General features: G+C 61.9%; 10 protein-coding genes. 3 read left to right on the forward strand and 7 right to left on the reverse strand.

Annotated elements, in window-relative coordinates; genetic code table 11:
* Nucleotides 1-363: 363 nt before the first annotated feature.
* Nucleotides 364-867, reverse strand: a complete 504-nt coding sequence (locus ACLD1X_RS13280) for a GNAT family N-acetyltransferase (RefSeq protein ID WP_429368247.1) — start codon at nt 865-867, stop codon at nt 364-366.
* A gap of 64 nt (nt 868-931) precedes the next feature.
* Nucleotides 932-2,881, reverse strand: a complete 1,950-nt coding sequence (locus ACLD1X_RS13285; protein WP_429368249.1) for a DNA topoisomerase III — start codon at nt 2,879-2,881, stop codon at nt 932-934.
* Between the two features lie 269 nt (nt 2,882-3,150).
* Between ACLD1X_RS13285 and ACLD1X_RS13290 the strand changes: the two genes are divergently transcribed.
* On the forward strand, nt 3,151-3,519 hold the full coding sequence (locus tag ACLD1X_RS13290) for a DUF427 domain-containing protein (RefSeq protein ID WP_085714692.1): 369 nt from the start codon (nt 3,151-3,153) through the stop codon (nt 3,517-3,519).
* Nucleotides 3,520-3,573: 54 nt separating this feature from the next.
* Here ACLD1X_RS13290 and ACLD1X_RS13295 read toward each other — a convergent pair whose 3' ends face one another.
* Together ACLD1X_RS13295 and ACLD1X_RS13300 are read right to left on the reverse strand one after the other, a co-directional pair.
* Nucleotides 3,574-5,196, reverse strand: a complete 1,623-nt coding sequence (locus ACLD1X_RS13295; RefSeq protein WP_429368252.1) for an MFS transporter — start codon at nt 5,194-5,196, stop codon at nt 3,574-3,576.
* A 154-nt stretch (nt 5,197-5,350) separates the two neighbouring features.
* A complete protein-coding gene (locus ACLD1X_RS13300) occupies nt 5,351-7,000 on the reverse strand; it encodes a GMC family oxidoreductase (protein ID WP_429368254.1) in 1,650 nt (549 codons plus the stop codon).
* Between the two features lie 133 nt (nt 7,001-7,133).
* On the opposite strand from ACLD1X_RS13300, the gene ACLD1X_RS13305 reads away from it, so the two are divergent.
* Nucleotides 7,134-8,024 carry a LysR family transcriptional regulator gene (locus ACLD1X_RS13305; RefSeq protein WP_429368256.1) on the forward strand — a complete coding sequence of 297 codons (891 nt, stop codon included), beginning with the start codon at nt 7,134-7,136 and terminating at the stop codon, nt 8,022-8,024.
* A gap of 105 nt (nt 8,025-8,129) precedes the next feature.
* On the opposite strand, the gene ACLD1X_RS13310 is transcribed toward ACLD1X_RS13305, so the two are convergent.
* Together ACLD1X_RS13310 and ACLD1X_RS13315 are read right to left on the reverse strand one after the other, a co-directional pair.
* Nucleotides 8,130-9,227, reverse strand: coding sequence for a DNA alkylation repair protein (locus ACLD1X_RS13310; protein WP_429368258.1), 1,098 nt, complete (start codon nt 9,225-9,227; stop codon nt 8,130-8,132).
* A gap of 145 nt (nt 9,228-9,372) precedes the next feature.
* Nucleotides 9,373-11,181 (reverse strand): monovalent cation:proton antiporter-2 (CPA2) family protein, encoded by a 1,809-nt coding sequence (locus ACLD1X_RS13315; protein ID WP_429368260.1) that lies wholly within the window; start codon nt 11,179-11,181, stop codon nt 9,373-9,375.
* Between the two features lie 156 nt (nt 11,182-11,337).
* Here ACLD1X_RS13315 and ACLD1X_RS13320 point away from each other — a divergent pair, with 156 nt between their 5' ends.
* Nucleotides 11,338-12,252 carry a LysR family transcriptional regulator gene (locus tag ACLD1X_RS13320; RefSeq protein WP_429368262.1) on the forward strand — a complete coding sequence of 305 codons (915 nt, stop codon included), beginning with the start codon at nt 11,338-11,340 and terminating at the stop codon, nt 12,250-12,252.
* Here the strand turns inward: ACLD1X_RS13320 and ACLD1X_RS13325 are convergent.
* The gene (locus tag ACLD1X_RS13325; protein WP_429368501.1) at nt 12,242-13,018 is read right to left on the reverse strand and encodes a substrate-binding domain-containing protein; all 777 of its coding nucleotides are present in this window, start codon (nt 13,016-13,018) and stop codon (nt 12,242-12,244) included. The two genes, ACLD1X_RS13320 and ACLD1X_RS13325, sit on opposite strands and share 11 nt — an antisense overlap.
* Nucleotides 13,019-13,034: the final 16 nt, after the last annotated feature.

Consider the following 13,034-nt stretch of genomic DNA (forward strand, 5'->3'; position numbering starts at 1 on the left):
TGCTACGCAATAGCGTCACAACGAAGAGAAGCGGCGAAAACCTTAAGGCCACTGCCGACGTTTTCAGGGTCGGCCACAAGCATCATGAGGATTGCTCGCCAAGACTTCTCGCCCTTGTACTGGACGTTCAGGCCAGGTCAGCTTCTTCAATCTGCCTTGTGGGCAGCGTGTATCCGGGAAAAACAGCTCGGCGGTCAGACGAGCTTGCTCAAACGTGTTGCCTGTACTCCCGATCGGGGAGACGTCTGCATCATGCAAGGGCAAATCGGAGGCGTCAACGGTTTTGTAGTGAATATTTTCAGTCACTACATATTGTCGGACAAAGCTGTTGGGAATTAGCGCGGGGAGTCGAGGGTGTGCCGTTCAGGACGACAGTGGCGGACACTGAAAGCGGTAAAACGTGCAGGGATGGCGGTCAATCACCTGCTGATGCAGGGTGAACCCATCGATGCCGAGCCCTGGCATGACGGCCGCCCAGAACAGCCGTGCCGGCTGATTGGCCTCGATATGGAAAATCTGCCATTGACCGGGGAATTGACTCAAGAGGGTGGACACGACAAACCGGGCGACACCCCGGCCACGGAAGCGTCGACTGACGAACAGATAGCCGATGTTGTACTCGGCGCCGGGTAGATGGGTCCGGTTGTCCACGGTCACGAAGCCGGCCAGTTCTGCGTCGACCTTGATCAGGAAGGGGCGGGTGGCCGGGTTTCGCCAGTAGTCCGGCATCGGCTGGATGTTGAAGAAACCGCATTCACCCAGTTTCAGCGGTAACCATTCGCTGAAGTCGTAGGTGTAGAACTGCATCAGGTTTTCGATGGTTTCCAGCTCATCGCGTTGGGCGGCGTGCAGTTCTATCGAAGACATGCGAAGCAGCTCCTGACAGGTCAAGGGACAGGATTGATTATGGCCAACCTCACAGGGTTCTGTGTCAGGTTTGAGTTTTGCCGGCCGGTTTTGCCCTGCGCTGGGTGCCGCCCGGTTTGCGCGGGGCGCTCTTGCGTTTTTTCTTCCATGGAGCTGCGGCGCGCCCGGCGGGCGGTGGTCCGCTGATGGTCAGGCTCAGTCCAGAGCAGCGACTGACCTGTTTGCTCATCCACGCCGCCTGTTTGGTGACGAACTCTTCCAGGCTCATTTCCCCGCTTTGCACCATGTCCAGGGCCTGTTCCCAGATTGCCGTGGTGCCCGGATCGGCGATGGCCCGGGGCACGGCGTCTATCAGGCTGAACGCGGCAGGTGTGGCGGCCAGGGCCTTGCCGTTCTTGACCAGATAACCACGGTCGAGCAAGCCCTGGATGATCGATGCGCGGGTCGCTTCGGTACCGATGCCGGTGGTGTCCTTGAGCTTTTGCTTGAGCAGCGGGTCTTCCACCAGTTTAGCGACATTCTTCATGGCCTTGATCAGGTCGCCTTCGGTGAACGGCTTCGGCGGTTGCGTCCAGAGGTCCTTGAGTTGCACGCCGGCCACGGCGCAATCGATGCCCTCGGCCAGGTTGGGCAGTGTCTGCGGCGCCGGAGCTTCGCGGCCCTTGGTCGGCGCCAGTGCTTCGGGCAGGGCGCGTTTCCAGCCCAGTTCGATGATCTGCTTGCCCACGGCGCGCAGGGCTTGGCCGGCGCAATCGAAGTCGGCCTGGGTACGGTCGTATTCGTGATTGGGCAGGAACTGCGCCAGGTAGCGGGCACGGATCAGGGTGTAGACCGCGCGCTGTTTACCCGCCAGCTTGTCGAGGTTCTTCGCCGCAGCCGTGGGGATGATGCCGTGGTGAGCGCTGACCTTGGCATCGTTCCAGGCCCGTGAGCGCCGTTGCGGATCGAGGTGATCGTGCAAGGCGTTCAACGCCGGATCGGCCTGGCGCAACGCCGCCAGGATGGCCGGCGCCTCGCTGTGCTGACTGAGGGGCAGATAACCGCAATCACTGCGCGGATAGGTAATGACCTTGTAGGTTTCGTACAGCGCCTGGGCGATGTCCAGGGTTTCCTGGGCGCCGAGGCCGAGCTTCTTCGAGCAGACTTCCTGCAGGGTGCCCAGATCGAACGGCAGCGGGGCCACTTCGCGCATCCGCTCGGTGCGCAGCTTGATCACCCGCGCACTGGCCGCGCCACTCATGGCGGCTGCCGCCTGTTGTGCCAGCGCCTGGTTCAGGCAGCGGTCCTGATCGTCGCAAACATCGGATGCCGCGCGCCATTGCGCCGTGAACGCGGTGCCGTTGTGCAGCAGTTGCACATCGATGGCCCAATAGGGGACGGGCACAAAGTCGGCGATGCTGCGATCGCGATCCACCACCAGGCGCAAGGTCGGCGTTTGCACCCGGCCGACCGGCAACACGCCTTGATAGCCGGACTGGCGCCCCAGCAAGGTGAACAGCCGGCTCATGTTCATGCCGATCAGCCAGTCGGCCCGGGAGCGTCCCAGGGCCGAGTGATAGAGGCTGAAGGTTTCGTTCCCCGGTTTCAGCGCCGCGAGGGCCTTGCGGATTGACGCATCGTCCAGCGCCGACAACCACAGGCGGCGGATCGGCCCGCGATAGCGGCAATGTTCCACCAGTTCCCGGGCGATCATCTCGCCCTCGCGATCGGCGTCCGTGGCAATGATCAGTTCGGATGCTTCACCGAGCAGGCGCTTGACCGCCTTGTACTGGCTGGCGGTGCGCGGCTTGACGGTCATTTTCCACTTTTCGGGAATGATCGGCAGGTCGGCCAGCACCCAGCGCTTGTAGCGCGCGTCGTAGGCATCCGGCGGTGCGGTTTCCAGCAGGTGGCCGATGCACCAGGTCACCGTGACGTCTGTTCCCAGCCAGCAGCCATCGCCCCGGCGTTTGGCACCGAGGACTGCCGCAATGTCTTTGGCCTGGGAAGGTTTTTCACAGAGGTACAGCCGCATAACCACCATCGTCGATCTATGTGCCAGAGGTGCACAGAATGGCGGTTGATGGGCGATCGGGCAATCTTTATCTGTATGGATGTACAGTTTTGTGTGTCGCGATGATTGCCTTGCTCCCGTTCGGCTGCGAAGCCGTTGCCGGGGTGAAACTTGGGTTATACCTGATAAATCGTGGGTTCAGGTTTTGGGGTTGCTGCGCAGCCCATCGCGGGCAAGCCACGCTCCCACATCGATTTGCAGGTCCATCACCGTCATGAGGAACGTATTCCATGAAAAGCTCCGGTCCTAGTCCTGTCATCACCATCGCCGAGCAGCCCGGCTGTCTTTTGGTGAGGTTCCATGGCATTCAGGTCGCCGCTTCGGCTCGCGCATTGGTGTTGCTGGAGGCCAATTACCCGCCGGTGTACTACGTGCCGCGAGAGGATATCGACGAGAAGTATTTCGCCCGCACCGACCACACCAGCTATTGCCCCTACAAGGGCGATGCCAGCTATTTCAGTTTGCAGGTGCCAGGGCATGAAGCGGCCAATGCGGTGTGGAGTTACGAAGACCCCAAGGTGTCGGTAGAACAGATCCGCGGGTATCTGGCGTTCTACCCGGATCAAGTGAAGTTCGAGCTGCTTGATGCCGAGGTTTGATCGGCCCCGATTGCCACGACGAGGGCACGAGGGCCCTCGTCGCGAGCAATGACCTCAGTTCTTGTCGAGATCCACGTTGCGGGTCTCACGCAGGCAAATCATGCCCACCACCAGGCTCACCCCGGTGATCAGCACCGGATACCACAGCCCGTAGAAAATGTCCCCGGTGTACACCACCAGCGCGAACGACACCGTCGGCAGGAACCCGCCGAACCAGCCGTTGCCGATGTGGTAGGGCAGGGACATCGAGGTGTAGCGGATGCGGGTCGGGAACAGTTCGACCATCAGCGCCGCCAGCGGGCCGTAGCACATCGCGGAGATGATGATCAGCGCGACGATCAGCGCGACGATCATCGGCTTGTTGATCTGCTGCATGTCCGCCTTTTGCGGGTAACCGGCGAGGGTCACGGCACCGCGCAAGGCGGCTTCGTCGAAACCATCGATCTTCACGTCACCGATGCTTACCTGCACGTCACTGCCGGCCGGTGCGACAGCACTGTTGTACGGCAGGCCCTGCTTGACCAGAAAGGTCTTGACCTTGTCGCACGGGCTGTCGAATTTCGCCTTGCCCACCGGGTCGAACTGGAAGGTGCAGGTGGCCGGGTCGGCCATCACGGTGATCGGGGCCTGGCGGCTGGCCTGGTCGATGGCCGGGTTGGCGTAGTGGGCCAGGGTCTTGAAGATCGGAAAGTACAGCGCGGTGGCCAGCAGCAGGCCGAGCATCAGCACCGGTTTGCGCCCGACCTTGTCCGACAGCCAGCCAAAGAAAATGAAGAAGGGGGCGCCGATGGTCACGCTTACAATCAGCAAACCGTTGGCCACCGCCGGGTCCATTTTCAGGAACTGGGTGAGGAAAAACAGCACGTAGAATTGCGCGGCGTAGAAGGTCACCGCTTGCCCGGCATTGATGCTGAACAGCGCGATCAACACCACCTTGAGGTTTTCCCATTTACCGAAGGAGTCGCGAATCGGCTGTTTGCACAGCTTGCCTTCTTCTTTCATTTTCACGAAGGCCGGCGACTCGTGCAGGCTCAGGCGAATCCAGGTCGAGATGCCCAGCAGCACGATGGAAAACAGGAACGGAATGCGCCAGCCCCAGACTTCGAACTGATCGCCGGTGAAGTAGCGGCAGCCCAGCACCACCAGCAGCGAGAGCAGCAGGCCCAGGGTCGCGGTGGATTGAATCCAGCTGGTGTGGAAGCCACGCTTGCCGATGGGCGCGTGCTCGGCGACATAGGTCGCGGCACCGCCGTATTCACCGCCCAGGGCCAGGCCCTGGAGCATGCGCAGCACCACCAGGATGATCGGCGCGGCGATGCCGATGCTGGCGTAGGTCGGCAGCAGCCCGACGCAGAACGTCGCCAGGCCCATGAGGATGATGGTGGCGAGGAAGGTGTACTTGCGCCCGATCATGTCCCCCAACCGACCGAACACCAGCGCGCCGAATGGCCGCACGATAAAGCCGGCGGCGAAGGCCATCAGTGCAAAGATGAACGCCGTGGTGTCGTTGACCCCGGCGAAGAACTGCTTGCTGATCACCGCCGCGAGGGCGCCATAGAGGAAAAAGTCATACCACTCGAAAACCGTCCCGAGGGACGAGGCGAAGATGACTTTCTGGGTTTCCTGACTGGTGCCCGCGCTGCGCACGGCTTCCAGCGATTGAACGTGTTCTGACATACCGGTATCCCTCACAGTGATTGTTTTTGTTGTTCCACTGGTGTTGCGTGTTCCATTTCAGGGGTAATGCTCAGTGTTCGTGAATCGAGTGAAGTTCCTGTGGGAGCGGGCTTGCCCGCGAAAGCGGTGGGTCAGCCAACAATGATGTTGAATGTCACACCGTCATCGCGGGCAAGCCCGCTCCCACAGTTGATGTGTTTACAGCAGGGTTGAGAATCATCTGTGCAGCCTTCTCGGCAATCATCAGCGTCGGCGAGCAGGTGTTGCCCGAGGTGATGCGCGGCATGATCGAAGCATCGGCAATTCGCAGGCCGGGGATGCCATGGACCTTGAGTTGCGCATCGACCACGGCATCAGCGTCGTTGCCCATGCGGCAGGTGCCCACCGGATGGAAAATCGTGGTGCCGATCCGCGCGGCGGCTTCGTGCAGTTGTTCTTCGTTTTGCAGGCTGTCGCCGGGCAGGTATTCCACCGGGTTGAACGGGCGCAGGGCCGGCGCGCTGACGATACGCCGGGTCAGGCGAATGGCGTCGGCGGCCACCCGCAGGTCTTGCGGGTGGCTGAGGTAGTTGGGCTGGATCAGCGGTGCTTCCTGCGGGTTGGCCGAACGGATGTCCACCCGGCCACGGCTTTGCGGGCGCAAATCGCAGACCGAGGCGGTGAATGCCGGGAACGCATGCAGCGGTTCGCCAAAGCGCTCCAGCGACAGCGGTTGCACATGGTATTCGAGATTGGCCGAAGTCTGTTCCGGCCCCGAGCGGGCAAAGGCGCCCAACTGGCTCGGCGCCATGGACAGCGGGCCGCTGCGGTCATACAGGTAGCGCAGGCCCATGCCCAGCTTGCCCCACAGGCTGCCGGCAATCTGGTTCAGGGTGCGGGCATTTTCCAGCTTGTAGATCAGCCGCAGTTGCAGGTGATCCTGCAAATTGCCGCCGACACCGGGCAGCTCATGGGCGACGCCAATGCCCAGCCGCTCCAGCAGCGGACGCGGGCCGATACCGGAGCGTTGCAGGATGCCTGGCGTACCGACCGAGCCGGCACAGAGGATGATCTCCTTGCGGGCCTTGAAGGTTTTCGCCTCGCCTTGCCAGCGGGCGCTGACCGCCGAGGCGCGGCCATTGTCCAGCAGCACCCGGTCGACTTCGACCCCGGTCAGTACGGTGAGGTTGGGGCGCTGGCGCACCGGCTTGAGAAAAGCCTTGGCCGCGTTCCAGCGAACGCCGGCCTTCTGATTGACCTGGAAGTAGCCGCAACCTTCGTTGTCGCCCTGGTTGAAGTCATCGATGCTGGCGATGCCGCTTTGTTCGGCGGCATTGCGGAAGGCGTCGAGAATCGGCCACGACAGACGCTGGCGTTCGACTCGCCATTCGCCCGCAGCGCCATGGAATTCGGCGGCGCCGGCAAAGTGGTTTTCGCTCTGCTTGAACAGCGGCAACACGTCTTGCCAGCTCCAGCCTGGGTTGCCGTCGGCGGCCCAGCGGTCGTAGTCGGCAGCCTGGCCGCGCATGTAGATCATGCCGTTGATGGAGGAGCAGCCCCCCAGCACCTTGCCGCGCGGATAGCTCAGGGCACGACCTTGCAGGCCGGGTTGCGCTTCGGTCTTGAAGCACCAGTCGGTGCGCGGGTTGCCGATGCAGTACAGGTAGCCCACGGGGATGTGGATCCACGCATAGTTATCGCGGCCGCCGGCCTCGAGCAGCAACACGCGATGTTGTGGATTGGCCGACAGTCGATTGGCCAGCAGACACCCGGCCGGCCCGGCCCCGACCACGACGTAATCGAATTCATCAAGGGAAGCCTGCATCCCTGACCTCGTTTTGTTGTTCTTGTTGTCTGTCATCCTAGTTGTTAGCTTTCGTCAAAAGAATGTTAGTTTTTGCGCAGCCGCTGTGCGTTTTTAAACAGCAACCCGAACGGCAACGAACAAGGACGGCTTGATGTTCGACTGGAATGACCTGCGGTTTTTTCTCGAGTTGCAGCGCAGCGGGCGATTGCTCACGGCCGCCCGCCGCCTGAACACCACCCATGCCACCGTGGCGCGGCACATCGAGGCCATCGAAAAGAGCCTCGGTACGGCGTTGTTCGTCCAGCACGCCCAGGGATATGAGATGACCCCGGCGGGCGAGGCATTGCTTAAACACGCCGAGGCGATGGAGAACGTGGCGCTGCTGGCCCAGGAGGAAATCACCCAATCCAGTGCGCCGCTGGGCAAGATCCGCGTCGGGGTGACCGAAGGCCTGGGCATCATGTTCCTCGCCAGTCGCATGAACGGCTTGTTCGAGCGCTATCCGGGGCTGGAAGTGGAGCTGGTGGCGGTGCCGCGGTTTGTCAGCATCCTCAACCGCGAGGCGGAAATCAGCATTCACCTTGAGCGTCCGGCCGCCGACATGCTGGTCACTCGAAAGCTCACCGACTATCGCCTGGCGCTCTACGCCAGCCAGGACTACCTCGACCGTGCGCCGCCGTTGCGCAGTCGCGAAGACCTGGGGCGTCACGCCTGGATCGGCTACGTCGATGACTTGCTGTTCAGCCAGGAACTGATGTTCCTCAACAGCTTCTGCCGCAATCCGCAGGTGGTGTTTCACAGTACCAGCGTGATCGCCCAGCAGCAGGCTGCGCGCTCGGGCCTGGGGATCGCGGTGCTGCCGTGCTACATGGCCAGCGCCGACCCGGGCCTGGTGCCGCTGTTGCCGGACGAAAGCATCCAGCGCAGCTACTGGATCAGCACCCGTCGCGAGTTGCACAAATCGGTGCGGCTGCGGGTGCTTTGGGATTATGTGGTGGAGTTGTGTGAGCGGGAGCAGGGGTTGTTGTTGGGCGGTGCCTGAACTGGCGCCTTCGCGAGCAAGCCCGCTCCCACATTGGAATGCGTCATCCTGTGGGAGCGGGCTTGCTCGCGAAGGCGGCGGCACATCCAAAATAGATCTTATGGTTTAACCGAGAATCTCGAACGCCGTACTGGCCAGCCTTTCGCCGTTGACCATGATGTGCACCGCATGGCGCCCCGTGTAATGCCGGCGGGTGGTGAGCTCCTTGATCTGCTGGCCCCGGCTGACGGTTTCGCTGGCGTTGCCGGGCAGCGTCAGCGCCTTGAGCTTGAATACCTTCGCCGAGGTGCTGCCGTTGGCCTTGACGTAATCGATGGCGTAGTCGATCACCAGGCGCTGACTGCTTTCAACGGTGGATTTGACGGCAAACGACAGGGTGATCTTTTCTCCCAGGCCAATCACCGGCGGTTCGACTTTCACATCGACGATCTCCACTTCCGGCTTGCCGCCCGCGCCGATAATCGCCAGTGCCCGCTGGTTGCCCTGTTTGATCAGGCTGCGCAGGGCATGTTTGGCGATCCAGGCGGTGTGCCGGTTGTCCAGCGACCAGCCTTCGATCCGGTCCAGCACCCATTCGGGATGATCCTTGGTGATGTCGTTGAGGTGATTGGCCACGGATTTGCGCACATACAGGCTCGTGTCGGCCTTGAGGTTGTCGAGGATTTTCGCGGCGAGCTGCGGATCGGCCTGGATCGGCTCCAGCCGGAATGACCAGGGCAGGCGCGGCCGGCAGCCTTCACTGGCCAGGCGCCGCACATGCTCGTTGTCATCCAGCGACCAGGCGTGCATCAGCTTGAGCGAACGCTCGAGGTCGCTGCGCAGAAAATGGCGGATCGCGAACTCCGAGGAGCCGAAGGCGGTGAAGTACTTCAGGGCGTCCATCGACACCTCGAACGCATGGGCGCCGTAAGTGGCGACATAGTGCGGCAGGCACATGCTGACGAAGCCACTGTTCAGGCGCGGGGCGAGGGCGCGCAGCAGCTTGAGTGACGCTTCATAGTCCAGGGGCAGCACGGCGTGCAGGCATTCGCTGACCCGGGCCATGCGCTGCATGACGCTGAGGTCTGCGAGGCCGGTTTGGGCCAGCTTCAGGAAGCGCCTGGCCTCGAATGCCGGATAGACCGCGGTCATCTCCGAGGCGATGTGCCTGAGGCGCTCGGCGTTGAAGATTTCCTTGAGGGCGGGGGCAGGTTGGTCAGCCATGCTGGTTCCTTTGATATTGTGGTTATTCCATCACACCGCGTTATCGTTCTTCGCGAGCAAGCCCGCTCCCACAGGTTCAGCGTGATACCTGTGGGAGCGGGCTTGCCCCGGGCGGCGTTCCGACGATGGGGCCCGAACAGTCACCTCAATTCCTGGCCGACTCTTCTTCCAGCTGATCCGACTCAAACAACTTCGCCAGTTCGACTCGCGCTTCTTTTGCCGTCTGCATCACTTTCGCGGCGTCGTCATACACCGCGTGCTGGGCCTCGAGCACCTCTTCGTCGTGCTGCTTGAAGCGCTTGATCCGCGCATCGGCCTGGGCCTGGGTCAATCCCAGCCCGATCAGGGTTTTGCGGCTCATTTCCAGGCTCGAATAGAAGGTTTCGCGCACGGCATGAGCGCCGACGTCCATCAGTCGGTGCACATGCTGGCGGTTGCGGGCGCGGGCGATGATTTTCATATGCGGGTAGAGCTTGTGCACCAGCTCGGCGGTCTTGATGTTGGTGTCCGGGTCGTCGGTGGCGATCACGAAAAACTCGGCTTCCCCGACCTTGGCCGCGCTGAGGATTTCCGGGCGCATCGGGTCGCCGTAGAACACCGGCACACCACCAAAGCTGCGGGACAGCTCGATGGTTTCCACCGAGGTGTCGAGGGCCACGAACTTGATGTTCTGTGCGCGCAGGATCCGTGCAACGATCTGGCCCATGCGGCCCATGCCGGCGATCACCACCCGTGGTGCGTCGGCGTCGATTTCACGGAATTTCTCCGGCACTTCCACCGGTTGCACTTTCGGGCTGACCAGCCGCGCGCAAACCAGCAGCAACAGCGGCGTCACGGCCATGGACAGGGTGATGGTCAACACCAGCAAATCATAGAGTTCTGCTGCGAACAGCCCGTGATCGCGACCGATCTTGAACACTACGAAGGCAAACTCACCACCGGCCGCCAACACGATACCCAGGCGGATCGCACTGACCTTCTTCAAGCCGCCGGCCAATCGACCGACAACGAACAGCAGCGGCAGCTTGATCGCGATCAGCAGCAGGGTCAGGCCCAGCACCGCGACCGGCATGCTCAGCAACAGGCCGAGGTTCGCGCCCATGCCGACGCTGATGAAAAACAGCCCGAGCAACAGGCCCTTGAACGGCTCGATCTGGGCTTCCAGTTCATGGCGATACTCGGAGTCCGCCAGCAGCAGGCCGGCGAGGAATGCGCCCAGGGCCATGGAAATACCGGCCAGCTCCATCAACCAGGCCGTGCCGATCACCACCAGCAGCGCCGTGGCGGTGGAGACCTCCGGCAACGCGGTCTTGGTGACTATGCGAAACACCGGTCGCAGCAGATAGCGCCCGCCGATCACCACCACGGCGATGCTGACCAGCACCTGCAGGCCATGGTTCAGGTCTTCGCCGGCCGTGGTGGGCTGATCGCCGCCGGCCAGCAACGGCACCATGGCGATCAACGGGATCGCAGCGATGTCCTGGAACAACAGGATCGCGAACGCCAGCCGCCCGTGGGGGCTGGTCAGTTCCTTGCGTTCAGCCAGGCTTTGCAGGCCGAACGCCGTGGACGACAGCGCCAGGCCCAGGCCCAGGACGATCGCGGTGTTCAACGGCTGGCCAAAGACCCACAGCGCCACCACGCCAATCACCGAACCGGTCAGCAACACTTGCGCCAGACCCACGCCGAACACGGATTTGCGCATCACCCACAAACGTCGTGGCGACAGCTCCAGGCCGATGATGAACAGCAGCAAGACCACGCCGAGTTCGGAAATGTGCGCGACGCTTTGCGGGTTGTCGATCAGGCCCAGCACCGACGGGCCGATGATCACACCGGCAAACAGATAGCCCAGGACCGCCCCCAGTTGCAGGCGCTTGGCCAATGGAACGATGAGCACGGCCGCCAACAGGAACACGACAGCGGCTTGTAGCAGGTTGCCTTCATGGGGCATGAGAAAACTCCAGAACTCGGTACAACGGGGAGGACAAGAATAAAGGCTGAGCCCTTCGACGTCAGCAAAGCGCCCGGGTTCAGATGTTACAATTTGCATTAATTGGTTACATTTATAGAATTAGCTGATCAATCGGCTTCGTTTCCGAGCAACGCCATGGCAATCAACTTCGACCTCAATGACCTGCAAGCCTTCCGTGCCGTGGTCGAGCAGGGCAGCTTCCGCAAGGCGGCCGATTCCGTGCGGATATCCCAGCCAGCCCTGAGCCGGCGGATTGAAAAGCTCGAAGACGCCCTGGGCGTGAAGCTGTTTGAGCGCACCACGCGCAAGGTCAGCCTGACCCAGGCCGGACGGGGTTTCATGCCCAGCGTCGAACGCCTTCTGGACGATCTGGACGTGGCATTGCTCGGTATCAGTGAAGTCGCTTCGACTCGCCTCGGTCACGTCACGGTCGCCTGTGTACCCTCGGCGGCTTACTACTTCATGCCGCGGGTGATCGCGCACTATCACCGGCAGTTTCCGAAGATCAAGGTCAAGGTGCTGGACTCCAGCGCCCACGAAGTGTTGAGCGCGGTAGTCAATGGCGAAGCGGATTTCGGCCTGAGTTTCATGGGCACGCTGGAAGCCGAAGTGGATTTCGAGCCCTTGGTGCAAGAGGGGTATGTCGTGGCGTGCCGGCGCGATCATCCGCTGGCGGGGCGACGCAGTGTCACCTGGAACGAGTTTTATCAGCAGGATTACATCTCGCTGGATAAAACCTCGGGCAACCGCTTTCTGCTGGATCAGGCGCTGACCGGCGTGGTGCCGCAGCGGCCGAGTATCTGCGAAACCCGCCACGTGACCACCATGATCGGTCTGGTGGAGGCCGGGCTGGGCGTGGCGGCGGTGCCGCTGATGGCGATGCCGGCAGCGGATCACCCGATCCTGACGCGGGTGCCGTTGACCGATCCGCAAGTGATGCGCAGCGTCGGTCTGATCAAGCGCCGGGGGCGAACCCTGACCCCGGCGGCACTTGAACTGGAACGGCTGGTGGTGGAGATGAAAGTCCTGCAGCCGTCGGTCAGCGGCTGACCGAGTCCAGCCCGGTCGCTTTTACGTCCGGTTGAGCCTGGGCCGAAGCCATGTATTCGAGCAAGGCTCTGGCTTCGACCGGGTGCTGTGCACCTACCGGGATGCCGGCGGCAAACCGGGTGACCGACTGCACTGATTCCGGAATCTTCGCCACGAAACTCACCCCCGGCACTGGCAACAACTCGCTGACTTGCTGGAAGCCCAGTTGATAATCGCCAGTGGCAACCACCGAACCCACGGGGATTTTCGGGACCATGGTCGACTTGGGCTTGAGTTGGTCTTCGATACCCAGGCGTTTGAACAGCTGCTGTTCGATGTAAACGCCACTGGCGCTGTCGGAGTAGGCCACTGATTCAGCCTTGAGCAGCGTCTTTTTCAGACCCTCGACATTGCTGATATCCGGTTTCGGCGCGCCTTGGCGCACGACCAGGCCAATGCGCGAATCTGCCAGTTCGACTCTTGAAGCGGGGTCGACTTTGCCTTGTTTGATCAGATCGTCCAGTGCGTAGCCGACCATGATCACCACATCGGCTTGTTCTCCGCGGGCCAGGCGATTGGGAATCGCCTCTGGCGCCTTGCCCATGGATGGACCGAGTGCGGTGTCGAGGGTGTTGCCGGTGGCGGCGGCGAACTTCGGCCCGAGGATCTTGTAGGCCGCCGTGAAGCCTCCGGAGGTCATCACGCGGATCTCTTCAGCCTGGGCAATGCCGCTCAAGCCCAGGCTGGCCACCAACGCGAGGGTGGCCAGATTGAACGGTTTTTTCATGGTCATGTTCTCGATG

The sequence above is a fragment of the Pseudomonas sp. 18173 genome (genome assembly GCF_050432945.1).
Lineage (GTDB): Bacteria > Pseudomonadota > Gammaproteobacteria > Pseudomonadales > Pseudomonadaceae > Aquipseudomonas.

What these genes read in the sequence shown, in the direction of transcription:
- ACLD1X_RS13295 (WP_429368252.1), bottom strand. Translation starts at nt 5,196, where the DNA reads ATGTCAGAACACGTTCAATCGCTGGAAGCCGTGCGCAGCGCGGGCACC.
- ACLD1X_RS13315 (WP_429368260.1), bottom strand. Translation starts at nt 11,181, where the DNA reads ATGCCCCATGAAGGCAACCTGCTACAAGCCGCTGTCGTGTTCCTGTTG.
- ACLD1X_RS13290 (WP_085714692.1), top strand. Translation starts at nt 3,151, where the DNA reads ATGAAAAGCTCCGGTCCTAGTCCTGTCATCACCATCGCCGAGCAGCCC.
- ACLD1X_RS13280 (WP_429368247.1), bottom strand. Translation starts at nt 867, where the DNA reads ATGTCTTCGATAGAACTGCACGCCGCCCAACGCGATGAGCTGGAAACC.
- ACLD1X_RS13285 (WP_429368249.1), bottom strand. Translation starts at nt 2,881, where the DNA reads ATGCGGCTGTACCTCTGTGAAAAACCTTCCCAGGCCAAAGACATTGCG.
- ACLD1X_RS13320 (WP_429368262.1), top strand. Translation starts at nt 11,338, where the DNA reads ATGGCAATCAACTTCGACCTCAATGACCTGCAAGCCTTCCGTGCCGTG.
- ACLD1X_RS13305 (WP_429368256.1), top strand. Translation starts at nt 7,134, where the DNA reads ATGTTCGACTGGAATGACCTGCGGTTTTTTCTCGAGTTGCAGCGCAGC.
- ACLD1X_RS13300 (WP_429368254.1), bottom strand. Translation starts at nt 7,000, where the DNA reads ATGCAGGCTTCCCTTGATGAATTCGATTACGTCGTGGTCGGGGCCGGG.
- ACLD1X_RS13325 (WP_429368501.1), bottom strand. Translation starts at nt 13,018, where the DNA reads ATGAAAAAACCGTTCAATCTGGCCACCCTCGCGTTGGTGGCCAGCCTG.
- ACLD1X_RS13310 (WP_429368258.1), bottom strand. Translation starts at nt 9,227, where the DNA reads ATGGCTGACCAACCTGCCCCCGCCCTCAAGGAAATCTTCAACGCCGAG.